Raw genomic sequence first — 21,311 nt, 5'->3', positions numbered from 1 at the left:
GGTGATCTTGCACGGTTGAGGGTTCACCCGTGCAAGATCACCGAGAGGGGGAGGGGTTCCCTACTCGGAGGCGGTGGAGGTGTCGCCCTGGCGCTGCTCGGAACCGGGCGGGCCGATCCAGACGGTCTTGGCGTTCATGAACGCGTGCATGCCCAGGTCCGTGAGCTCGCGGCCGTAACCGCTCTGCTTCACCCCGCCGAACGGCAGTTCCGGGTAGCTGGTGGTCATCCCGTTGACGAACACCATCCCGGCGTGCACGTCCCTGATGAACCGGGCCCGCTCGTCCTCGTCCTCGGTCCAGATGTTCGAGCCCAGCCCGTAGGGGTGGCTGTTGGCGATGTCGATCGCCTCGTCCAGGTTCGAGACGGTGAACAGCGCGGCGACCGGCCCGAACACCTCCTCGTGGTAGAGGTCCATCTCCTCGGTGATCCCGGTGAGCAGGGTCGGCCGGTAGTACCAGCCGGGCCCGTCGACGCGCTCGCCGCCGACGACGACGGTGGCGCCCTTGGCCACGGCGTCCTCCACGTACTCCTCGACGTCGTCGCGGCCGGACTCGGTGGCCAGCGGGCCCACCTGCGTGCCGGCGTCCACCGGGTCCCCGACCCGCTGCGCGGCGAGCTTCTCGGCGAACAGCCGGGTGAACTCCTCGGCGACGTCGGCGTGCACGAAGAACCGCTTCGCGGCGATGCAGCTCTGCCCGTTGTTCTGGCAGCGGGCGGTGACCGCGACCCCGGCGGCGGTCTCCAGGTCCGCCGACGGCATGACGACGAACGGGTCGCTGCCGCCGAGTTCCAGCACGGTGGGCTTCAGGGCGTCCCCGGCGATGGAGGCCACCGACTGCCCAGCGGGGGCGCTGCCGGTGAGGGTGGCGGCGACCACCCGGTCGTCGCGCAGCACCCGCTCGATGCTTCCCGAGCCGATGAGCAGCGTCTGGAACACGTCGTCGGGGAAACCGGCCTTCCGGAACAGCTCCTCCAGGTACAGCGCGGTCTGCGGGACGTTGCTGGCGTGCTTGAGCAGCCCGACGTTGCCGGCCATGAGGGCCGGGGCGGCGAAGCGCATCGCCTGCCACAGCGGGAAGTTCCAGGGCATGACCGCCAGGACCACTCCCAGCGGCTGGTGCGTGACGTACGCCTGCTGCGCGCCGACGGAGTCGGCGTCCGCCGGGCGCGGTTCCAGGAAGGACGGGCCGTGCTCGGCGTAGTAGCGCAGCGCCGCGGCGCACTTGCCCACCTCGGCCTTCGCGGCGGCGAGGGTCTTGCCCATCTCCAGCGTCATCAGCGCGGCCACGTCGTCGGTGTCCGCGTCCAGCACGTCGGCGGCCGCGCGCAGCCAGCCCACCCGCTGCTCGGTGCTCGTCAGCCGGTACGAGGTGAACGCCGCCGACGCGCGGGCGATGCGGTCCTCCAGCGCCTCCTCGCTCAGCGGCTCGAACTCCCGCACCGTCTCGCCCGTCGCCGGGTTGATCGTCGCGATCGCCACTTCCGGTCCCTCCCCGCACGTGCTCGTCACCGGCCCCGGAGGACCGGTGCTGCCGGGAACCCGTCCTACCCGTCCCGGCCCGGGCCCGCCACCGCGCGCAGAGCGCACCCGGCGGCACACTGGCGACGTGACGAGCACCGAGGAGCGGCCCGCTGCGTCGCTGACCATCGCGGAGGCCGCCCGGCGCCTGGGGCTGAGCACCCACGCGCTGCGCTACTACGAGACGGAGGGGCTGCTGGTGGGGGCGCCCTCGCGCACCGCCACCGGCCGGCGCCGCTACGGCGAGGACGACCTGCGCTGGATCGTCATGGTGCAGCGGTTGCGCGCCACCGGGATGCCGGTGCGGGAGATCCGCGAGTACGCCGACCTGGTCCGGGCGGGCGAGGGGACCGAGCGGCAGCGCCTGGCGCTGCTGACGGCCCACCGGCAGCGCGTCCTGGCGCAGCTGGACGAGGTGACCGCCCACCTGGGGGCGATCACCGAGAAGATCGACGGGTACGCGGCACGGACCGGCGCCCCGGAGCGCCCCCGCTGATCCCCGGTTGACTTCGAGCGCGCTCGAAGTCGCAGGCTCCTCGCATGGCACCCGTCAAGGAGTTCCCCACCCGCACGCTCGGCAGCGCCGCGAACGGCACCGAGCTGACCGTCTCCGCCCTCGGTCTGGGCTGCATGGGCATGAGCGCCTTCTACGGCACCCGTGACGAGGCCGAGTCCCTCGCCACGATCGGCGCCGCCCTCGACGCCGGCGTCACGTTCCTCGACACCGCCGACATGTACGGGCCCTTCACCAACGAGCAGCTCGTCGGCCGGGCCATCGCCTCCCGCCGCGACGAGGTCGTCCTGGCCACCAAGTTCGGCAACGAGTTCCTGCCCGACGGCGGCCGCCGCGTCAACGGCCGCCCCGAGTACGTCCGCTCCGCCTGCGACGCGAGCCTGCAGCGCCTCGGCGTCGACGTCATCGACCTCTACTACCAGCACCGCGTGGACACCACGGTGCCCGTGGAGGAGACGTGGGGTGCGATGTCCGAGCTGGTGAGCGCGGGCAAGGTGCGTCGGCTCGGCATCAGCGAGGCCGCCCCCGAGACGATCCGGCGCGCCCACGCCGTCCACCCGGTGACCGCCCTGCAGACCGAGTGGTCGCTGTGGACGAGGGACCCGGAGGAGAACGGCGTACTGGCCACCGTGCGCGAGCTGGGCATCGGTTTCGTCCCGTACTCCCCGCTGGGCCGGGGGTTCCTCTCCGGGGCGATCCGCAGCGTCGACGACCTGGCGCCGGACGACTTCCGCCGCAGCAACCCGCGCTTCCAGGGGGAGAACTTCCAGCGGAACCTCGCGCTGGTGGACGAGGTCCGTGCGCTGGCGGACGCGAAGGGCGTTTCCGCCGGGCAGGTCGCGCTGGCGTGGTTGCTCGCTCAGGGCCCGGACGTCGTGCCGATCCCCGGCACCAAGCGGCGCACCTACCTGGCGGAGAACGCCGCCGCCGTCCACGTCGAGCTGAGCGCCGACGAGCTCGCCCGGCTGGACGCCGTCCTGCCGGCCGGCGCCACCGCGGGCGACCGCTACCCCGACATGAGCACCGTCCACCGCTGACCCCCCACCCACCCCTCCACCCGCGGTGATCATGCAAGGGTGAGAGCTCAACCGTGCAAGATCACCGCGGGTGGAGGCGCAGCAGGAGGGTGGGGCGGGGCAGGGGTCAGGCGTCGAACGGGACGCCGTGCTCCACGGGGCGCAGCTCCAGGCCGCCGAGGTTCTTCGCCTGCCCCGCGTACAACCCCAGCCCGACCTCGGACAGCAGCGCGTCGTGGATGGCGAAACCGCTGCCGGCGCGCACGGCCCGCACGAAGTCGATCATCTCCCTGCTCGCCGCCCACGGCGCGCTCAGCGGCAGCGCCAGCACGTCCACGCCCTGCGGCGCCACCGCGTAGGAGTCGCCGGGGTGGAACACGGTGGGCTCGCCCTCCGCGCGCAGCAGCAGTCCGACGTTGCCGACCTGCGGGACGTCGGCGTGGATGAGGGCGTGCTCGCCGCCGACCGCCTCGATGCTCAGGTCGCCCACGGTGAGCGTGGACCCGGGGTGCAGCGCCGAGGCGTCGATGCCCGCACCGCTCAGCGACGCCGCCGTCTCCGGCTCGGCGTGCAGGGCGGCCCGGTCGTCGGCCTCCAGCAGCTGCGGCAGCTTCTCGACGTCGACGTGGTCGGGGTGCTGGTGGGTGACGACCACGGCGTCGAGGCCGGTCAGCTCCTCCCAGCCGCGGCTGAAGACGCCGGGGTCCAGCAGGACGCGGGCGCGGTCGGTCTCGACGAGCAGGCAGCTGTGGCCGTAGCGGGTGATGCGCATGCGTCCATGCTGGACCCGGCGGGCCTGCCGGCGCAGGCCGAGCTCACGGCACCTCCACCGCCAGCTCGGCCCAGACCGTCTTGCCGTCGCCCTCCACCCAGACGCCCCAGTCGTCGGCGACGGCCTCGACGATGCCGAGCCCGCGCCCGCCCAGGGCGTCGGCGTCGGCGTGCCGCTCGCGCGGGTGCCGGGTGGAGCGGTCCTGCACGCTGATCGTGAGGCGCTGCGCACCGCGGTCGTAGCGCAGCAGCACCCCGGTCGCGCAGTCGGTGTGCACGAGCGCGTTGGTGACCAGTTCGCTCAGCACGAGTTCCGCCTCGTCCAGCAGGTCGGCGGCGCCCCAGGCGTTCAGCGCGGTGCGCAGGAAGGTGCGCGCCTGCGCCACCGCGCGCACGTCCGCGGGCAGCGGGAGGTTCGCCTCCTCCAGGTCGGCGCTGGGGCCGGCGTACTCCAGCACGAGCATGGCCGCGTCGTCGTCGAGGCGGTGCGGGATGCTCGCCATGATGCGGTCGGCCAGCTCCTCGCAGGGTGCCCCGGTGGCGGCGGCGACGGTGCGTCGCAACGATTCCACGCCCGCGTCCAGCTGGTCGGCGCGCGACTCCACGACCCCGTCGGTGTAGAGGACGACGCGGCTGCGCCCGCGCAGGCGGTGCGCGGCGGTGGGGAAGGTGGCCGCGGCGTCCACGCCGAGGGGCGGGCCCGGCTCGACGTCCAGCTCGCGCAGGCCGGCGGCGTCGGCGACCAGGGGCGCGGGGTGGCCGGCGGTGGCGACCGCGACGGTGCCGGAACCCTGGTCCAGCCGCACCAGGCAGCAGGTGGCGAACAGCTCCTCGGCCTGGTCGACCAGCAGCCGGTTGGTGCGTTCCAGCGCGGCGCCCGGCCCGTGGCCCTCGGTGACGTACGCGCGCACGGCGGTGCGCAGCTGCCCCATGAGCCCGGCGGCGGTCGTGCTGTGGCCCTGCACGTCGCCGATGACGAAGACGACGCCGTCGTCGACGGCGATCGCGTCGTACCAGTCGCCGCCGACCTCGGCGCCGACCACGGCCGGCTGGTAGCGCACCGCGACGGACACCCGTTCCAGCACGGGCAGCCGCTGGGGCAGCAGGCCGCGCTGCAGGGTGCGCGCCAGGTCGGTGAGGGCGGCCACGGAGGTGGCGAGGTTCTCCCGCGCGGCGCGCTCGGCGTCGAGCAGCTGGGCGCGCTCGAGGGCGAGGGAGACCTGCGCGGCGACGCTGGAGAAGAGCGTCACCTCGTCGTCGCGGGGTTCGGCGTCGGCCCAGTTCACGGCCAGCGCGCCCATCGGCCGCCCGCTGCGCTCCACGAGGGGCACCGCGAGCGTGGACAGCACCGTCCAGGGCAGCGCCGCCCCCGCCCCGGTGAACCGGTGGGCGGCGCCGCCGGTCGAGACGACCGGTGCGCCGGTGCGGAACGCTTCGGCCACGGGGTCGTCCACGTCGGCGCGCACGGTGCTGAACGCCCGGGCGAGCTCGGGGGGCACCGGTGGGTGGCCGCCGCCGGTCAAGACGCCGTGCACGGGGTCGAGCAGGTAGAGGGCGGCGGAGGTGCAGCCGGCGGCCTCGGTGACGGCCCGCGGCACCGAGGCGGCGATGTCGGCGGTGGTGGCGCTGGTGGACAGCAGCGCGGTGATGGACTGCAGCAGCGCGGTGCGGGCGGCGGCGGCCGCGGCGGCGGCCTCGCGGTCCTCGGCGAGCTCGCGGGCGGCGCGCTGCTCGCCGAGCAGGAGGGCGTTGTCGACGGCGATCCCGGCGCCCCGGGCCGCCGAGACGGCCGCGGCCTCGGCCTCCTCGTCGAAGCGGCCGGGTTCGGAGTGGCCGAAGAGCATGGCGCCGATGACGCGGCCGCCGTTGGAGGTGACGGGCACGGCGAGGTAGCTGCGCACGGGCCGGTGGTGGGAGGGCAGGCCCCCGGTGGTGCCGTGGCCGTAGCGGGGGTCGGCGGCCAGGTCGTCGATGCGCACCGGGTCGGCCCCGGTGAAGGTCGGCGCGAACAGGGGGGTGTGCCGGACGGGCTCGCTGGCGGGGAACTCGTCCGCGCGGGCGCCGGACAGGGTGAACAGGTCCAGCCGATCGCCGTGCTCGTCGCGGTCGTGGTAGAAGAACGCGCCGTGCTCGGCGCCGGTGACGTCGGTGGCGGCGACGGTGGCGGCGTGCAGGATGGCGCGCAGGTCGGTGCCGTGCCGCAGGGACAGCGTGGTGACGTGCAGGAGCGTCTGGTGCTCTCGCCGCCGGTCAGCCACCCCAGGAGCTTACTTCCCGTCAATGACCGACTACTCGATGTTGCGGGGTGGGGCGGTCGAGCTGCGCACCACCAGCTCCGTCGCCAGCTCCACCCGCGGGTGCGGCACCTCCCGGCCGTCGGCCAGGTCCAGCAGCGTGCGGGCCGCCGCCGCACCCATCTCGGCCAGCGGCTGGCGCACGGTCGTCAGCGGGGGCGAGGCCCAGGTCGCCAGGTCCAGGTCGTCGAAGCCCACCACGCTGAGGTCCTCCGGGACCCGCAGCCCCCGGCGCCGCACCGCCTCGTACACGCCCAGGGCCATCTGGTCGCTGGCGGCGAACACCGCCGTGGGCGGCTCGGCCAGGTCCAGCAGCGCCTGCGCCTGGCGCAACCCCGACTCCTGCCGGAAGTCGCCCTCGCGCACCAGTTCCGCCTCCAGGGCCAGCCCGGCCGCCTCCAGGGCGGCGCGGTGCCCGTCCAGCCGCGCCCGGCTGCACAGCAGGTGCGCGGGGCCGCCCAGGTGGGCGATGCGCCGGTGCCCCAGCTGCACGAGGTGGCCGGCCGCGGCCATCCCGCCGGCCCAGTTCGTGGCCCCCACGCTCGGCACGTCCACCGGGGGCAGGCCGGCCGGGTCCACGACGACCAGCGGCACGGAGCTGTCGCGCAGCATCGGCCCGAGGTCCTGCTGCAGGTCGGAGGTCACCAGCAGCACCCCGTCGCTGGCGCGGCGGTGCAGGTTCTGCAGCCACGCCTCGGCCGCTGCCGTGCGCCCGTGCACGGCCGAGACGACCGTCCCGGCGCCCGCGGCGTGGGCGACCTCCTCCACCCCGCGGATGATCTCCACCGCCCAGGGGGAGTCGAGGTCGTCGAAGACGAGGTCCAGCAGGAAGGCGCGCGAGCGCCGCGGCCCGCGTTGCACGCGGTACCCGTGCTGGCGCAGCAGGGCTTCGACCCGCTCCCGGGTCGCCGCGGCCACGTCGTCGCGCCCGTTGACGACGCGGGAGACGGTGGGCACCGACACGCCCGCCTCGCGGGCGATGTCGGTGATCGTCACGTGGCGGGTGCTGGAGTCGGGCACGCCCCGAACGGTAGCCGTCACCGGCGCCGTCCGGGGCGCGCCCGTGCTCAGCGGCTCGTGCTCAGCGCCTGCCGCGCACGGAGCGCAGGGTGTCCTGCAGCGCGTGGTAGGCGGGCTTGCGTTCGTAGTCCTCCGTCATGACGGTGGCCGAGCCCTCCGCGGGGAAGAACACCGGCACCCAGGAGTACTTGTCGGTGAAGCCCCAGATCGTGAAGGAGTTGCAGGTCTCCACGCCCAGGCAGGCCTCGAGGGCCCGGCGGTAGTAGTCGGCCTGCTGCGCCTGCTGGGCGGCGGTCGGCTCACCCCCCTCGGGGACGTCCATCCGCACGTCGAGCTCGGTGATGGCGGTCTCCAGGCCGAGGTCCGCGAAGCGCTGCAGGTTCGCCTGCAGGTCGCCGGGGAACCCGTACCGGGTGCTCAGGTGGCTCTGGGGGGCGAACCCGTGGACGGGCACGCCGTCGGCCTTGAGCTCTTGGATGAGCTCGTAGTACGCGTTGCTCTTGGCGTTGATGCTCTCCACGCCGTAGTCGTTGAAGAACAGCTTCGCGCGCGGGTCCGCCTCGTGGGCCCAGCGGAAGGCGTCGGCGACGATCTCCGGACCGAGCTCACGGATCCAGATGTTCTCCTCGCGGTACTCGCCGTTCTCGTCGAAGATCTCGTTGGCGACGTCCCACTGCTGGATCCGGCCGGCGTAGCGGCCGACGACCTTCGTGATGTGCTCGTGGAGGATCTCGCGCAGCTCCTCGTCCGAGAAGCCGCCCTCCTCCAGCCAGGCGGGGTTCTGGCTGTGCCACAGCAGGGTGTGGCCGCGCACGACCTGCCGGTTCTCCTGCGCGTAGCGCACGATCGCGTCGGCCGGGTAGAAGTTGTAGAAGTCGCGGGTGGGGTGGATGTACTCCCACTTCATCTGGTTCTCCGCCGACAGCGAGTTGAACTCGCGAGCCATGACGTCGCGGTACTCGACGTCGTAGGCGAAGGGGTCGGCGTAGGGCTGCTCGACGTGGTGGCCGCCGCCGGCGACCGCGGTGCCGATGGAGAAACCCCTCGGGGCGGCGCGGCGCAGCGTGTCGCGCTCGTGGTGGCCGGCGCGCTCGGCGCTCTGGGTGGCCCGCTCCGCGGCGGCCGGCGCCGGGGCGGCGGTCGCCGACCCGGCGAGCGCGGCCACGGCCAGGGGGGCGGCCACGAGGGCGGTGGTGATCCGGGAGGCCCGGAAGGCGGTGCGGGGGGTGCGTGCTCGGCGCATGCGTTGCTCCTCGGCTTCATCGCCAGGGTTCCGGAAGCGTTCCGGAAGCGGGTGCCGTGGACTCTAGGCAAGGGCACAGGAAGCGTCAACCCGTCCGCGCAGCGTCACGGCCCCTCGCCCGACCGCCCACCCGCGGTGATCTTGCAAGCGTGAGAGCTCAACCGTGCAAGACCACCGCGAGGTGTGCGGTCGGGGAGTTCCCGGTGGGGTCACCGGGCCGCGCGGCGCACCAGCTCCAGCTCGTCCAGCACCGCCCCGGCGGGCAGCGCGATCCGCAGGTCGCTGCGCTCCACGGCGGGCAGTCGCAGCGCCACCTCCACCTCGCCCCAGGAACCCGCGGGCAGCCCGGCGCGCCCCGCGGGCAACCACGCGCCCGACGCCCCGCGCACCTGCACCACGACCTCGTCACCGTCGTGCTCGGCCCGGACGCAGCAGCGCAGCGCCACCACCCCCGCCGTCGCGCAACCGGTGAACTCCAGCCGCCCGCCCCAGCCGGGAACCGCGGCCCGCACCGCCGTGCCGCCCGTCCCGTCGCGCGCCACCAGATCCACCCCCTCGCAGGCGTCGAACGCGCCGGCGCGCAGCAGCTCGCGCGGTGGCACGGGCTCGCCCTCGACGGTCAGGGGCAGTTCCACGCGCACGTCCTCGGCGGAGGAACCCACCAGCAGGTGGTACGTGCCCGGCAGCACGCGAGTCTCCTCGCGCGCCACGTCCCGCACCGCGAGCCGGTCCACCGCCACGTCGAGCACCGCCGTGGCGCGCGAACCCGGTTCCACGCGCACCCGCCGGTGCGCCAGCAGCCGGCGGCGCGGGAACGGCACCGCCAGCCCCGGTGCGGTCGCGTACACCTGCACCAGTTCCACGACGGCGCGCTCACCGTCGTTGACCAGGTCGACGTCCACCCGAACCCGCTGCCCCGCCGTCGTCCCGGCCGTGTCGGCGCGCGCGCCGGCGTAGGTCACCTCGCCGTACCCGAGGCCGTGGCCGAGCGGGAACAGCACCCCGCGCTCGCCCCACGCGTACCCCGCGCGGCGGGTCACGTCGTCGTGGTCGACCGGGTGCGGCAGCACGGCGTCCTCGCGGAACCACGTCTGCGGCAACCGCCCGGAGGGCTCGACGTCGCCGAGCAGCACGTCGGCCAGGCCGTGCCCGAGCTCCTGCCCGGCGTGGCTGGACCACGCGACGGCACCGACCTCGTCGAGCAGCCCGCCCAGCGCGTACGGGTAGGACGAGACCAGCACGAGCACGCACCCCGGTGCCGCCTCGCGCACCGCCCGCACCAGTTCCGCGCTCGCGTGCGGCAGGGCCAGGCTCGCGCGGTCCTGCGTCTCGCGGCCGCCGACGTGCGGGTCGTTGCCGACCACGACGACGACGTGGTCGGCGCGCGCGGCGGCCTCGGCGGCCACCGCCGCGCCGCTGCGGTGGGTGCGCACCACGAACCGCGCGGCCGCCGAGCGGTCCACGGCCTCCGCGGACAGCGCCCCCGTGGTGGGGTCCACGACGACCCAGCGCCCCGTGCCCTCGTGCCGCAGCGCGCACGTCCCGCCGTCGGCCTCCAGGCGGAACGTCTCCTGCACCACCCAGCCGCCGACCCGCTCGGCGGTGGCGGACAGGACACCCTCGGCGTTCGTGACCAGCCGGCCGGACGCGGTGTGCCGCAGCGCCACCACCCCGTCGGCCCACTCGGTGACGTCGAAGCGGGCCTCCTCGCCCGCCCGGCCCGCGGTGGCCAGCAGGGCGCCGTCCGCGGCGGCCGCGACGAACCGGTCCGAGGCGGTGTGCCGCAGGCTGACCCGGTCGCTGCCGTCGGCCACCTCCACCGCGTCCTCGCCGAACCGCTCGCGCAGCGCCGCGGCCAGACCGGTCGCGGCGGTCGGCGTGCCGCTGTACCAGTCGGTGAGCACCACCTCCGCCAGCGGGCCGACGACCGCCACCGTCCCGGTCGCGGGCAGCGGCAGCACCCGGTCGCGGTCGCGCAGCAGCACCACCTGCGCCGCGGCGGCCTCGCGGGCCAGCGCCACGTGCTCGGCGCGCCCGACGTCCTGCGGGCGCACGTCGGCGTAGGGCCGCTCCTCGCCGGGGACGTCCTCGTCGAACTCCCCGGTGCGCGCGCGCAGCGTCAGCAGCCGGCGCACCGCCGCGTCGACGTCGGCCCGCGTCAGCTCCCCCCGCTCCAGCGCCGTGCGCAGCGCCCGCAGCGTGGGGCCGGGGTCGTCGCCGTCGTCGGTGAAGGAGTCCACGCCGGCGCGCACCGCGGCCGCGTCGGCGGAGGCGAGGTCGGGCGCCCACCGCTCCAGCCGCACCAGGTTCCCGGGCGCGCCGGCGTCGGTGACGACGGCGAGGGCGTCCGGGTCGCCCGCCCAGGCGCGCAGGTGCTCGCGCACCAGGGGGCTGACGTGCGCGGGAACCCCGTCGACGAGGTTGTACGCGAGCATCGCGGCCCCCACCACGCCGGCCTCGACCGGGCCGCGGAACGCCGGCAGCTCCAGCTCGTGCAGCACCCGCTCGCGCACCTGCACGGACGCGGTCGCCCGCCACGGTTCGCCGTCGTAGGCCAGGAAGTGCTTGAGGGTGGGGACCGTCTGCCACACCCGCGGGTGGTCCCCGCGCAGTCCCGCCGCGTAGGCGGTGGCCAGTTCCGCGGTCAGGTGCGGGTCCTCGCTGAAACCCTCCTCGTTGCGGCCCCACAGCGGGTTGCGCAGCGGGTTCACCACCGGTGCCCACACGTTCAGGCTCACGTCCGGGTCGGTGAGCTTCTTGGCGCGCACCTCCCGCCCCACCGCCGCCCCGACGCGGCGCAGCAGGCCGGCGTCCCAGGTGGCGGCCAGCCCGACGGTCTGCGGGAACACCGTCGCCGGCCCCAGCCAGGCCACCCCGTGGGCGGCCTCGGTGCCGGTGCGGAAGGCGGCCAGCCCCAGGCGGGGGACCTCCGGGGCGTGCTGGTGCAGCATCGCCAGGCGCTCGTCGGCGTCCAGGCGGGCCAGCAGGTCGTCCACGCGCTCGCGCAGCGGCAGGCGGGTGTCGCGGAACGGCAGGGTCATCGTCGGTCCCTTCGCGTCGAAGCGCTTGCACCGTAGTCGTCGGGGGAGCCCGCCCGCCAGCGCCCCACCAAGCATTCGTGTGATGACTTTTTCATCACGCTCCTTGTCATCCTCGGTGACCGGCCGTACGGTGGCATCGATCGAAGCGCTTCGACCGGCAACGACGCCCCGTCGCGAGGTTGCGACCCCGAGCCGGCGCCGATCGACGTCCGACATGAAGGAGTGTGGACAGGATGGACCAGCACACCCGCCCCTCGGGGGCCCCCGAGGGAACCCGCCCGGGCCCGGCCCGGCGCTCCGTGCTCGGCACGGTCGCCGCCGGCACGGCGCTCGCGGCCCTGCCTGGCGGCTTGGCGGCGTGCACCTCGAGCGAGGGGGCGGCCGGCCCGCAGGTCGAGGGGCCGCTGTCCGAGGCGGAGCTGGCAGCCGTCCTGCCGGCGTACCAGCCCCGGACGCTGGTCGAGCCGGACATCGCCGGCGTGGACGGCTCCACCCCCGGCTACACCACGATGCCCGCCGCCCTGGTCAAGGCCGTCGACGGCGTGCCGGGCTCCGGCGGCACCTACACCGCGATGACCCCCGCCTGGTGGACCGCGCCGCCCGGCGACAACGTCTACTACGACGCCGTCAACGAGGCCCTCGGCGCCACCGTGGAGTTCCAGGTCACCGACGGCGTCACCTACGGCGAGAAGCTGCAGGCCGTGCTGGCCTCGCCCGACGACGTGCCGGACTGGGTGGTCATCCCCACCTGGAACGTCCCCCCGCGCTTCGACCAGGGCGTGACCGCGCTGTTCGCCGACCTCACCGACCACCTGGCCGGCGACAAGGTCCTGAAGTACCCGAACCTGGCGAACCTGCCCACCGACGCCTGGAAGTACTGCGTCTTCAACGGCCGCCTCTACGGCCTGCCCTACCCGGGCGAGCTCGTCGGCAACGCGATCTTCTACCGGCGCGACCTCTTCGGCCAGCTCGGCCTGGCCGCCCCCACCAGCCCGGACGAGCTGCTCCAGGTCGCCAAGGACGCCACCTCCGAGTCCGCCCGGCGCTGGGGCACCGAGGACATGTGGGACGCCGCGCAGATGATGTTCGGCTCCGGCGCCGACTGGCACCTGCAGGACGGCAAGCTGCTCAGCCGGTTCGAGACCGAGGCGTACCGCAACGCCCTGGAGTGGAACCGCGAGCTCTTCGCCTCCGGTGCCGTGCACCCCGACGCCGTCGCCGGCAACACCCAGCAGGGCAAGGACCGCTTCGAGTCCGGGCAGACGCTCATCGCCTACGACGGCCTCGGCGGCTGGCACGAGGCGCTGGCGCGGGTCCTGCCGTCCAACCCCACCTTCGAGCAGCACCCGCTGGACTGGTTCGGCCCCGACGGCGGCGAGCCGATCCTGTTCAAGGGTCAGCCGGTCAGCATCTTCAGCTTCCTCAAGAAGACCGACGACACCGCCGCGATCGACGAGATGCTCGCCATCGCGGACTACGTCGCCTCGCCCTTCGGGTCCGAGGAGTTCCAGCTGGTCAACTACGGCGTCGAGGGCGTCACCTTCGACCGGGACGCCGCCGGTGCGCCGGCGCTGAACGACCGCGGCCTCACCGAGGTCACCAGCACCTACGGGTTCCTCACCAGCCCGCCCATCGTCAACGCCAAGGTCCAGTTCCCCCAGTACGTGCGCGACTTCTGCGAGTGGATGGCCCGGCAGGCCCCCCACGTCACCGAGCCGGTGTTCTACGGCCAGCAGATCCAGGACCCCAGCCAGTACAGCTCCCTGGGCAAGCCGTTCGACGACCTCGCCAAGGACGTCGCCCGCGGCCGCAAGGACATCAGCGCCCTCGACGAGGCCATCACCACCTGGCGCAACAGCGGTGGCGACGAGCTGCGCGCCTACCGGGAGAAGTTCCTCACCGGCGACGAGGCGAGCTGAGCGTGGCGTCGGGGACCCGCCTGGAGCCGCCCCGCCAGGGCAGCGGCGGTCCAGGGGCCGGTGCGCCGCAGGGGGCGCGGAAAGCGCACCCTCCGAAGAACAGGATGGGGCACCTGGCGCGCCTGCGCCGCGACCGCAGCCTGCTCATCATGTGCCTGCCGATGCTGGTGCTGCTGGTCGTCTTCGCCTACATCCCGATCGCCGGCAACGTCGTGGCGTGGCAGAACTACTCGCCGTTCATCGGGATCCGCAACAGCCCGTTCGTCGGCTGGTCGAACTTCGAGCGCGTGTTCTCCGACCCGTCGTTCTGGGACGCGGTGCGCAACACCCTCACCATCACCGCGTTCCAGCTGGTGTTCTTCTTCCCCGTCCCCATCGCCCTGGCGCTGCTGCTCAACAGCGTGCTCAACACCCGGGTCCGGGTGGCCGTGCAGTCGATCGTGTACCTGCCGCACTTCTTCTCCTGGGTCCTGGTCGTCTCGATCTTCCAGCAGATCCTCGGCGGCGCCGGGCTGCTCAACCGGCTGCTGGCCGCGGCAGGCTTCGACGGCGTCGACGTCATCACCGACCCGGACGCGTTCCTGTTCCTCATCACCTCCCAGGCGATCTGGAAGGACGCCGGGTGGGGCATCATCGTGTTCCTCGCGGCGCTGGCCGCGGTGAACCCCTCGCTGTACGAGGCGGCCGCGGTGGACGGGGCCAACCGCTGGCGCCGGATGTGGCACATCACGCTGCCGGCGCTGCGGCCCGTCATCGTCCTGCTGCTCATCCTGCGCCTCGGCGATTCCCTCACCGTCGGGTTCGAGCAGCTGATCCTGCAGCGCGACGCCGTCGGCGCGGGTGTCGCGGAGGTCCTGGACACGTTCGTCTACTACCGCGGCGTGCGCAACGGCGACTGGAGCTACGCCGCGGCCGCGGGCCTCGTCAAGGGCCTGGTGAGCATGCTGCTCGTCCTGGCCGCCAACAAGGTGGCGCACGTGTTCGGCGAGCAGGGGGTGTACTCGAGGCGATGAGCACGACGAACCGGATCGACCGCGGTGCGGGGGACGCCCCCGTGGACCGCGACGTCAACGGCGCGGGCCCCGTCCCCGCCGACCAGGTGCAGCGCAGCCGCTCCGCCCGCCCGGTGTGGGACGAGGAACCCACCGCCGTCGGCCAGGGCCTCAAGGGCCTGGCCCTGGTCCTCATCTGCGCGGCCGTCATCGTGCCGCTGTACACGATCGTGCTGACCAGCTTCTCCACCCAGGGCTCCATCACCCGGGCCGGCGGCCTGGTGCTGGTGCCCGGTGAGCTGACCCTGGACGCGTACCGGCAGGTCCTCAGCGGGGGAGTGGTCACCCGCGCGGTCCTGGTCAGCGTGGGCATCACCACCGTCGGCACCGCCGTGAGCATGGTGGTCTCGGTCCTCGGGGCGTACGGGCTCTCGCGCACCGGTTCCTACGGGCACCGGGTCATCCTCTTCGCCCTGCTGATCACCATGTTCTTCGGGGCCGGGATGATCCCGACCTACCTGCTGGTCAGCAGCCTGGGCCTGATCGACAGCTACTGGTCGCTGATCCTGCCGACGGCTGTCTCCGCGTTCAACATCCTCATCCTGCGCGGGTTCTTCATGGGCATCGACGGCTCGCTCATCGACTCCGCGCGCATCGACGGCGCCGGCGACTGGCGGATCCTCACGCGGATCGTGCTGCCGATGTCCAAGGCCGTCACGGCCGTCATCGCGTTGTTCTACGCCGTCGGGTACTGGAACGCGTTCTTCCAGGCGACGCTGTACATCAACGACTCCACCAAGCAGCCCCTGCAGGTCGTGCTGCGCTCCTTCGTGCTGCAGGGCGTGGACGTCCCCGGCAGCGTGGACGTGGGCTCGGGGCAGGTGGCGAGCCTGGCGGTGCAGATGGCCGTCGTGGTCATCGCGATCGTCCCGGTCCTGCTGGTGTACCCGTGGGTGCAGCGCCACTTCGCCTCCGGCGTCATGATCGGCGCCGTCAAGGGCTGAAGCGCCCCGCACCACCCGGCGCCCCGCGGCTCAGCCGCGGGGCGCCGCCGTGCTGCCGCGGTCCACCAGGCGCGCCGCCAGCAGCCGCGTCTCCGCGGTCCGCTCGCCGCCGATGCGGGCCACCAGCATGTCCACCGCGATCCGGCCCACGTCCAGGGCGGGGATGTCCAGCGACGTCAGCGGCCGGGGCAGGTTCGCGCCCTCGCTGGCGGCGATGGTCACCACCGAGACGTCCCCGGGCACGTCCAGCCCCTCCTCGGCCAGCACCGCCAGCAGCGACGGCAGCGCCGCCTCGTTGTGCACGACCAGTGCGCTGACCCCCGGCAGTTCCGCGCGCACCGCCGCCAGGCTGGCGCGCACGCCCTCGGTGCCCGGCTCGCACGGCTGGTACGCGCCCTCGGCGCCGGCCGCCCGCACCGCCTCGCGGAACCCGTCGCGCACCCGCTCGGCGTACCCGGCGTGCCGGGTGAGCGAGCGCGGCGGGGACGCCAGCACCGCGATCCGCCGGTGCCCCAGGGCCGTCAGGTGCGCCACGGCGGTGCGCACCGCGCCGGCGAAGTCGAAGTCGACGCAGCTCAGCCCCCGGGGGTCGTCCGGCACCCCGATGAGGACCGTGGGGCGCTCGATCGAGGTCAGCACCTCGATGCGCGGGTCGTCCGCCTCGATGTCCATGACGAGCAGCCCGTCGACGAGGGAGCCGTTGCTGACGCGCCGCAGGCCGGCGTCCTCCTCCTGCGTCAGCAGCAGGACGTCCATGTCGTGGCCGCGCGCGGTCGTGGTCACCGACCGCACGAACTGCATGATGACGTTGACGTTGACGTCCTCGCGCAGCGGGACGACCAGGCCGATGATGCTCGTCCGGTTCGAGGCCAGTGCGCGGGCGCCGGCGTGCGGGCGGTAGCCCAGGTCCTGGATCGCGCGCTCCACGCGCGAGCGGGTGGCCGCGGAGATCGTGCGCTTGCCGCTGAGCACGTACGACACCGTGCTCGCGGAGACCCCCGCGGCCGCGGCGACGTCCATGATGGTGGCCACGGCAGCTCCTCGGTCCTTCCCGCCCGGTGCGCGGGTGAGCGCACGGTACCGCCGGGGCGGGCGGCGGGGACCCGCACCACCGGCGAGGCTGGTCCGTGCGGGTGGCGCCCCGGCCCGGTGCGGGGCGCGCCCGGGCCCCGCCCTGCGCCAGGCTGGGGGCGTGCCCCCGCGAACGCGCCGCCGCGACGCCGCGGACCCCGCGGGCGGGGATCCGTGAACCGGGTGCTGCTGCCGGCGGTGGTGGCCGTGGCCGGTGGCGTGCTGCTCGCGGTGGCCTTGTTCGTGCCGTACGTGGCCGTGCAGTTCCGCCGGCGCGGCAGCGTGGGCCTGGTCCCCTCCGTGCTGGCGCTGGCGGTGCTGGTGCACGCCCTGGCGGTCGTGGCCTACACCCTGCTGCCGCTGCCGTCCAGCACCGCCCGGCTGTGCGCCGACGGCGGCGAGGACCCCCAGCTGCAGCTCGGGCGCTTCCTGGTGGACGCCTCGCGCCTGGGCCTGCACGGCCCCGCCGACGTGGTCGCGAACGCGGCGCTGCAGTCGTTCGCCTTCAACGTGGCGCTGTTCGTGCCGCTGGGCGCCTTCGTGCGGCACCTGACCCGCCGCGGGACCGCCGGCGCGACCGCGGTGGGCCTGGGGGTCTCGCTGCTCGTGGAGCTGACCCAGCTGACGGGGGTGTGGTCCCTCTACCCGTGCGCCTACCGCATCTTCGACGTGGACGACCTGCTGGCCAACACCGCCGGCGCCCTGGCGGGGGCGCTGCTCGCCCCGCTGCTGCGGCTGCTGCCCGGTCAGGCGCCGCAGGCCCCGGGGGTCCCGCGCCCGGTGACCGCCTGGCGCCGGCTGCTGGGCATGGCCGTCGACGTGGTCCTGCTGACGGGTGCCGGGGCGGCGGCCGCCTTCACCTGGCGGGTGCTGGTGGTCGGCGCGGGCCTGCGCGTGCCGCCGGCCGCGGACCGCGCGGTGCTGCTGCTGCTGGCCTGCGCGCTGCCGGCGGCGGTGCTGCTGCTGTGGCTGCTGAGCTCCGGGCGCACCCCGGGGGAGGTGGTGGTGCGGCTGCGCCCGCGGGGGCCGCTGCGCCCGGCGCGGGTGGTCGTGCGCTGGCTGGCGGGCGCGGGCGGCTACCACCTGCTGAACACCGCCGGGCCCGGTGCCGCCTCCACCCTGGCCACCGCGCTCGCGGTGGCCGCGGCGGTGTCGGTGTGGACCACGCGCGGCCACCGGGGCCTGCCGCACCGCCTGGTGGGCTGGGACGTGCAGGACGACCGCGTCCCGGGGGACGTCCCGGGGGACGGGCCGCCCGCGCCGCGGCGGTAACCTGGGCGCATCCGAGCCCCCCCCGGGTCCACCCCCTCGAAGGAGCGCCGCGCATGGGCCGCGTCGTCATCGACGTCATGCCGAAACCCGAGATCCTCGACCCGCAGGGCAAGGCCGTCGTCGGCGCCCTGCCGCGACTGGGCTTCGACGCCTTCACCGGCGTCCGCCAGGGCAAGCGGTTCGAGCTGGAGGTCGACGGGGAGGTCACCCCGGAGGTCCTCGAGCAGGCTCGCGCCGCGGCCGAGAAGCTGCTGTCCAACCCGGTCATCGAGGACGTCGTCTCCGTCCGCGCCGCGGGGGAGGTGCCCGCGTGAAGGTCGGCGTCGTCACCTTCCCCGGCTCCCTGGACGACGGCGACGCCCGGCGCGCGGTGCGCCTGGCCGGCGCCGAGCCGGTGGCCCTCTGGCACGCCGACGCGGACCTGCGCGGCGTGGACGCCGTCGTGCTGCCCGGCGGGTTCTCCTACGGCGACTACCTGCGCTGCGGGGCCATCGCCAGCTTCGCGCCCGTCATGGGCGAGGTCGTCGCCGGCGCTCAGCGCGGCCTGCCCGTCCTGGGCATCTGCAACGGCTTCCAGGTGCTGTGCGAGTCGCACCTGCTGCCCGGCGCCCTGGTGCGCAACGACCACCAGAAGTTCGTGTGCACGGACCAGCGCCTGCGCGTGGAGTCCACCGCGACGGCGTGGACGTCCGCCTTCGAGGCCGGCGCCGAGATCACGGTGCCGCTGAAGAACGGCGAGGGCGGCTTCGTCGCCGACGCCGAGACCCTGGACCGCCTGGAGGGCGAGGGCCGCGTGGTCTTCCGGTACCTGGGCGCCAACCCCAACGGCTCGCTGCGCGACATCGCCGGCATCGCCAACGAGCGCGGCAACGTCGTGGGCCTCATGCCGCACCCCGAGCACGCGGTGGAGGCCGGCTACGGCCCCGGCACCGACGGGCTGGGCCTGTTCGCGTCCGTGCTGGGCGCCGGCCTGGCGGCGGTGGGCGCGTGAGCGCCCCCGTCGTGCCGACCGCGCGCGCCCTGGACACCGTCGAGCGGGCCGCCACCACCCCCGGGCACGAGCAGCCGTGGGCCGAGCTGGGCCTGAAGGCCGACGAGTACGAGCGCATCCGCGAGATCCTGGGCCGCCGGCCCACGGGCGCGGAGCTGGCGATGTACTCGGTGATGTGGAGCGAGCACTGCTCCTACAAGTCCTCCAAGGTGCACCTGCGCACCTTCGGCGAGCACACCACCGACGAGATGAAGAAGCACCTCATGGTGGGCATCGGCGAGAACGCCGGCGTCGTGGACGTCGGCGACGGCTGGGCCGTGACGTTCAAGGTGGAGAGCCACAACCACCCCAGCTACGTCGAGCCCTACCAGGGCGCGGCCACCGGTGTCGGCGGCATCATCCGCGACATCATGGCGATGGGTGCGCGCCCGATCGCCGTCATGGACTCGCTGCGCTTCGGGGCGATCGACCACCCCGACACCGCCCGGGTGGTGCCCGGCGTGGTCTCCGGCGTCGGCGGGTACGGCAACTGCATCGGTCTGCCCAACATCGGCGGCGAGGTCTTCTTCGACCCCTCGTACCAGGGCAACCCGCTGGTCAACGCCCTGTGCGTGGGCGCCCTGCGGCACGAGGACCTGCACCTGGCGAACGCGCGCGGCGTGGGCAACCTCGTGGTGCTCTTCGGCGCCCGCACCGGCGGCGACGGCATCGGCGGGGTGTCGGTGCTGGCGTCCGAGACGTTCGAGGCCGGCGGCCCCAGCAAGCGCCCCGCCGTGCAGGTGGGCGACCCGTTCCAGGAGAAGGTGCTCATCGAGTGCTGCCTGGAGCTGTTCCACGCCGGCCTGGTGGAGGGCATCCAGGACCTCGGCGGCGCGGGCCTGTCCTGCGCGACGAGCGAGCTGGCCAGCGCCGGCGACGGCGGCATGCTCATCCACCTGGACCGGGTGCCGCTGCGCGACCCCTCCCTCTCGCCGGAGGAGATCCTCATGAGCGAGTCGCAGGAGCGCATGATGGCCGTGGTCACCCCGGCGAACATCGACGAGTTCCTGCGGGTGACCGCCAGGTGGGACGTCGAGGCCGCCGTGCTCGGCGAGGTCACCGGCGGCGACCACCTCGTGGTGCAGTGGCACGGCGAGACGGTCGTGGACGTGCCGCCGCGCACGGTGGCCCACGAGGGCCCGGTGTACCAGCGCCCGTACGAGCGCCCCGCCTCCCAGGACGCCCTGCAGGCCGACGCCCCCACGGCGCAGCGCCTGCCGCGCCCGGCGACGGGCGAGGAGCTGCGCGCCACGCTGCTGCGGATGCTCGCCTCCCCGAACCTGTGCAGCCGCGCGTGGGTCACCGACCAGTACGACCGCTACGTGCTGGGCAACACCACCCTGGCCACCCCGGACGACGCCGGGGTGGTGCGCGTGGACGAGGAGAGCGGCCTCGGGGTGGCGCTGAGCCTGGACGGCAACGGCCGCTACACCAAGCTGGACCCGCGCACCGGCGCCCAGCTCTGCCTGGCGGAGGCGTACCGCAACGTCGCCACCGCGGGCGCCAGGCCCCTGGCGGTCACCGACTGCCTGAACTTCGGTTCCCCGGAGGACCCGGGCGTCATGTGGCAGTTCGCCGAGGCCGTGCAGGGCCTGGCCGAGGCGTGCGAGGCGCTGGGCGTGCCCGTCACCGGTGGCAACGTCTCGCTGTACAACCAGACCGGCGATGCCGGCCTGGACTCCGCGGTCCTGCCCACCCCGGTGATCGGCGTGCTGGGCGTGCTGGACGACGTCTCGCGCCGCACCCCGTCGGGGTGGCGCGAGACCGGCCGGAACGTCTACCTGCTGGGCACCACCCGCGACGAGCTGGGCGGCTCGGAGTGGGCGTGGGCCGAGCACGGGCACCTCGGCGGGCTGCCGCCGGTGCTGGACCTCGCGCACGAGAAGCTGCTGGCCGACGTGCTGGTGAACTGCTCGCGCGACGGCCTGGTGGACGCCGCGCACGACCTCGCCGACGGCGGCCTGGCCCAGGCCCTGGTGGAGTCGGTGCTGCGCTTCGGCGTGGGCGCGCGCGTGTGGCTGGACGAGCTGTGCGAGCGCGACGGCGTCGACGCGTTCACGGCGCTGTTCTCCGAGTCGGCGGGCCGCGCGATCGTCGCGGTGCCCCGCGAGGAGGAGGTCCGTTTCACCGACATGTGCACCGCGCGCGGCCTGGCGCACCTGCGCATCGGCGTCACCGACGCCCCCGACGCAGGTTCCGAGGGCGAGGAGGCGGCCCTGGACGTGCAAGGGCTGTTCACCGTGCCGCTCGCCGAGCTGCGCGCCGCGCACACCGCGACGCTGCCGGCGCGCTTCGGCGCCTGACGGTCCGGCACCGTCCCGAGGGCCCCGCAGCGCGACGTGGGTTCTATCGGTCCCCGCAACACCCTGATCTCAGGGGGTTGCGGGGACCGTGTCGTTGGAGCAGTCGCGAGTGAGGTTCTTCCACGTCCTGGACGAGTGCGGGCCTGCATCCCGCTCCACCGCCTCGCACCCCCAAGTGACAGAATGTCTTGACATTAGAACGTGGCTGTCCGTACGGTCGTCCCGCTCGCACCACCGGTGCGGGCCGCACGAGTTCGACGGTGAACCCGAGGAGCAGCGGTGACTGGACGAGGTGGTCGA

Annotated in this window: 16 protein-coding genes; 9 read left to right on the top strand and 7 right to left on the bottom strand. The window is 74.3% G+C overall.

Annotation, left to right across the window (positions count from 1 at the left end; all coding sequences use genetic code 11):
* Positions 1-60 precede the first annotated feature (60 nt).
* Entirely contained in the window at positions 61-1,482 is a 1,422-nt protein-coding gene (locus ACRYR9_RS06770) for an NADP-dependent succinic semialdehyde dehydrogenase (protein WP_432494830.1), read from the bottom strand.
* 127 nt (positions 1,483-1,609) lie between these two features.
* Between ACRYR9_RS06770 and ACRYR9_RS06765 the strand changes: the two genes are divergently transcribed.
* Positions 1,610-2,017, top strand: a complete 408-nt coding sequence (locus ACRYR9_RS06765) for a MerR family transcriptional regulator (RefSeq protein WP_432494828.1) — start codon at positions 1,610-1,612, stop codon at positions 2,015-2,017.
* Between the two features lie 44 nt (positions 2,018-2,061).
* The gene (locus ACRYR9_RS06760) at positions 2,062-3,072 is read left to right on the top strand and encodes an aldo/keto reductase (RefSeq protein WP_432494826.1); all 1,011 of its coding nucleotides are present in this window, start codon (positions 2,062-2,064) and stop codon (positions 3,070-3,072) included.
* A gap of 106 nt (positions 3,073-3,178) precedes the next feature.
* On the opposite strand, the gene ACRYR9_RS06755 is transcribed toward ACRYR9_RS06760, so the two are convergent.
* The 5 genes from ACRYR9_RS06755 to ACRYR9_RS06735 all read right to left on the bottom strand — a co-directional run bounded on the left by ACRYR9_RS06755 (position 3,179) and on the right by ACRYR9_RS06735 (position 11,420).
* The gene (locus ACRYR9_RS06755) at positions 3,179-3,823 is read right to left on the bottom strand and encodes an MBL fold metallo-hydrolase (RefSeq protein WP_432494824.1); all 645 of its coding nucleotides are present in this window, start codon (positions 3,821-3,823) and stop codon (positions 3,179-3,181) included.
* Positions 3,824-3,866: 43 nt separating this feature from the next.
* Positions 3,867-6,080 (bottom strand): SpoIIE family protein phosphatase, encoded by a 2,214-nt coding sequence (locus ACRYR9_RS06750; protein ID WP_432494822.1) that lies wholly within the window; start codon positions 6,078-6,080, stop codon positions 3,867-3,869.
* A gap of 30 nt (positions 6,081-6,110) precedes the next feature.
* The gene (locus tag ACRYR9_RS06745) at positions 6,111-7,136 is read right to left on the bottom strand and encodes a LacI family DNA-binding transcriptional regulator (RefSeq protein ID WP_432494820.1); all 1,026 of its coding nucleotides are present in this window, start codon (positions 7,134-7,136) and stop codon (positions 6,111-6,113) included.
* Between the two features lie 61 nt (positions 7,137-7,197).
* The gene (locus tag ACRYR9_RS06740; protein WP_432494818.1) at positions 7,198-8,379 is read right to left on the bottom strand and encodes an endo-1,4-beta-xylanase; all 1,182 of its coding nucleotides are present in this window, start codon (positions 8,377-8,379) and stop codon (positions 7,198-7,200) included.
* Positions 8,380-8,588: 209 nt separating this feature from the next.
* Complete coding sequence (locus tag ACRYR9_RS06735; protein WP_432494816.1) at positions 8,589-11,420, bottom strand: glycoside hydrolase family 3 C-terminal domain-containing protein; 2,832 nt, start codon at positions 11,418-11,420, stop codon at positions 8,589-8,591.
* 233 nt (positions 11,421-11,653) lie between these two features.
* Here ACRYR9_RS06735 and ACRYR9_RS06730 point away from each other — a divergent pair, with 233 nt between their 5' ends.
* The 3 genes from ACRYR9_RS06730 (at position 11,654) to ACRYR9_RS06720 (ending at position 15,335) form a co-directional block, all read left to right on the top strand.
* Entirely contained in the window at positions 11,654-13,339 is a 1,686-nt protein-coding gene (locus ACRYR9_RS06730; protein WP_432494814.1) for an extracellular solute-binding protein, read from the top strand.
* 104 nt (positions 13,340-13,443) lie between these two features.
* On the top strand, positions 13,444-14,352 hold the full coding sequence (locus ACRYR9_RS06725; RefSeq protein WP_432494812.1) for an ABC transporter permease: 909 nt from the start codon (positions 13,444-13,446) through the stop codon (positions 14,350-14,352).
* The gene (locus ACRYR9_RS06720; protein ID WP_432494810.1) at positions 14,349-15,335 is read left to right on the top strand and encodes a carbohydrate ABC transporter permease; all 987 of its coding nucleotides are present in this window, start codon (positions 14,349-14,351) and stop codon (positions 15,333-15,335) included. The genes ACRYR9_RS06725 and ACRYR9_RS06720 overlap by 4 nt, the downstream gene beginning before the upstream one ends.
* A gap of 30 nt (positions 15,336-15,365) precedes the next feature.
* On the opposite strand, the gene ACRYR9_RS06715 is transcribed toward ACRYR9_RS06720, so the two are convergent.
* The gene (locus ACRYR9_RS06715) at positions 15,366-16,367 is read right to left on the bottom strand and encodes a LacI family DNA-binding transcriptional regulator (RefSeq protein ID WP_432494808.1); all 1,002 of its coding nucleotides are present in this window, start codon (positions 16,365-16,367) and stop codon (positions 15,366-15,368) included.
* Between the two features lie 213 nt (positions 16,368-16,580).
* On the opposite strand from ACRYR9_RS06715, the gene ACRYR9_RS06710 reads away from it, so the two are divergent.
* Genes ACRYR9_RS06710 through purL form a run of 4 tightly spaced genes read left to right on the top strand, consistent with a single transcriptional unit; the run spans position 16,581 to position 21,011 of the window.
* A complete protein-coding gene (locus ACRYR9_RS06710; protein WP_432494806.1) occupies positions 16,581-17,678 on the top strand; it encodes a VanZ family protein in 1,098 nt (365 codons plus the stop codon).
* A 53-nt stretch (positions 17,679-17,731) separates the two neighbouring features.
* Positions 17,732-17,992, top strand: a complete 261-nt coding sequence (purS, locus tag ACRYR9_RS06705; RefSeq protein ID WP_432494804.1) for a phosphoribosylformylglycinamidine synthase subunit PurS — start codon at positions 17,732-17,734, stop codon at positions 17,990-17,992.
* On the top strand, positions 17,989-18,669 hold the full coding sequence (gene purQ / locus ACRYR9_RS06700; protein WP_432494802.1) for a phosphoribosylformylglycinamidine synthase subunit PurQ: 681 nt from the start codon (positions 17,989-17,991) through the stop codon (positions 18,667-18,669). The genes purS and purQ overlap by 4 nt, the downstream gene beginning before the upstream one ends.
* A complete protein-coding gene (gene purL / locus ACRYR9_RS06695; protein WP_432494800.1) occupies positions 18,666-21,011 on the top strand; it encodes a phosphoribosylformylglycinamidine synthase subunit PurL in 2,346 nt (781 codons plus the stop codon). The genes purQ and purL overlap by 4 nt, the downstream gene beginning before the upstream one ends.
* Positions 21,012-21,311 lie beyond the last annotated feature (300 nt).

This window comes from Kineococcus auxinigenes, assembly GCF_050871525.1.
Taxonomy (GTDB): Bacteria; Actinomycetota; Actinomycetes; order Actinomycetales; family Kineococcaceae; genus Kineococcus.
This window is presented reverse-complemented; position numbering and strand designations above follow the sequence as displayed.

What these genes read in the sequence shown, in the direction of transcription:
- ACRYR9_RS06760 (WP_432494826.1), top strand. Translation starts at nt 2,062, where the DNA reads ATGGCACCCGTCAAGGAGTTCCCCACCCGCACGCTCGGCAGCGCCGCG.
- ACRYR9_RS06755 (WP_432494824.1), bottom strand. Translation starts at nt 3,823, where the DNA reads ATGCGCATCACCCGCTACGGCCACAGCTGCCTGCTCGTCGAGACCGAC.
- ACRYR9_RS06740 (WP_432494818.1), bottom strand. Translation starts at nt 8,379, where the DNA reads ATGCGCCGAGCACGCACCCCCCGCACCGCCTTCCGGGCCTCCCGGATC.
- ACRYR9_RS06735 (WP_432494816.1), bottom strand. Translation starts at nt 11,420, where the DNA reads ATGACCCTGCCGTTCCGCGACACCCGCCTGCCGCTGCGCGAGCGCGTG.
- ACRYR9_RS06730 (WP_432494814.1), top strand. Translation starts at nt 11,654, where the DNA reads ATGGACCAGCACACCCGCCCCTCGGGGGCCCCCGAGGGAACCCGCCCG.
- ACRYR9_RS06725 (WP_432494812.1), top strand. Translation starts at nt 13,444, where the DNA reads ATGGGGCACCTGGCGCGCCTGCGCCGCGACCGCAGCCTGCTCATCATG.
- ACRYR9_RS06720 (WP_432494810.1), top strand. Translation starts at nt 14,349, where the DNA reads ATGAGCACGACGAACCGGATCGACCGCGGTGCGGGGGACGCCCCCGTG.
- purS (WP_432494804.1), top strand. Translation starts at nt 17,732, where the DNA reads ATGGGCCGCGTCGTCATCGACGTCATGCCGAAACCCGAGATCCTCGAC.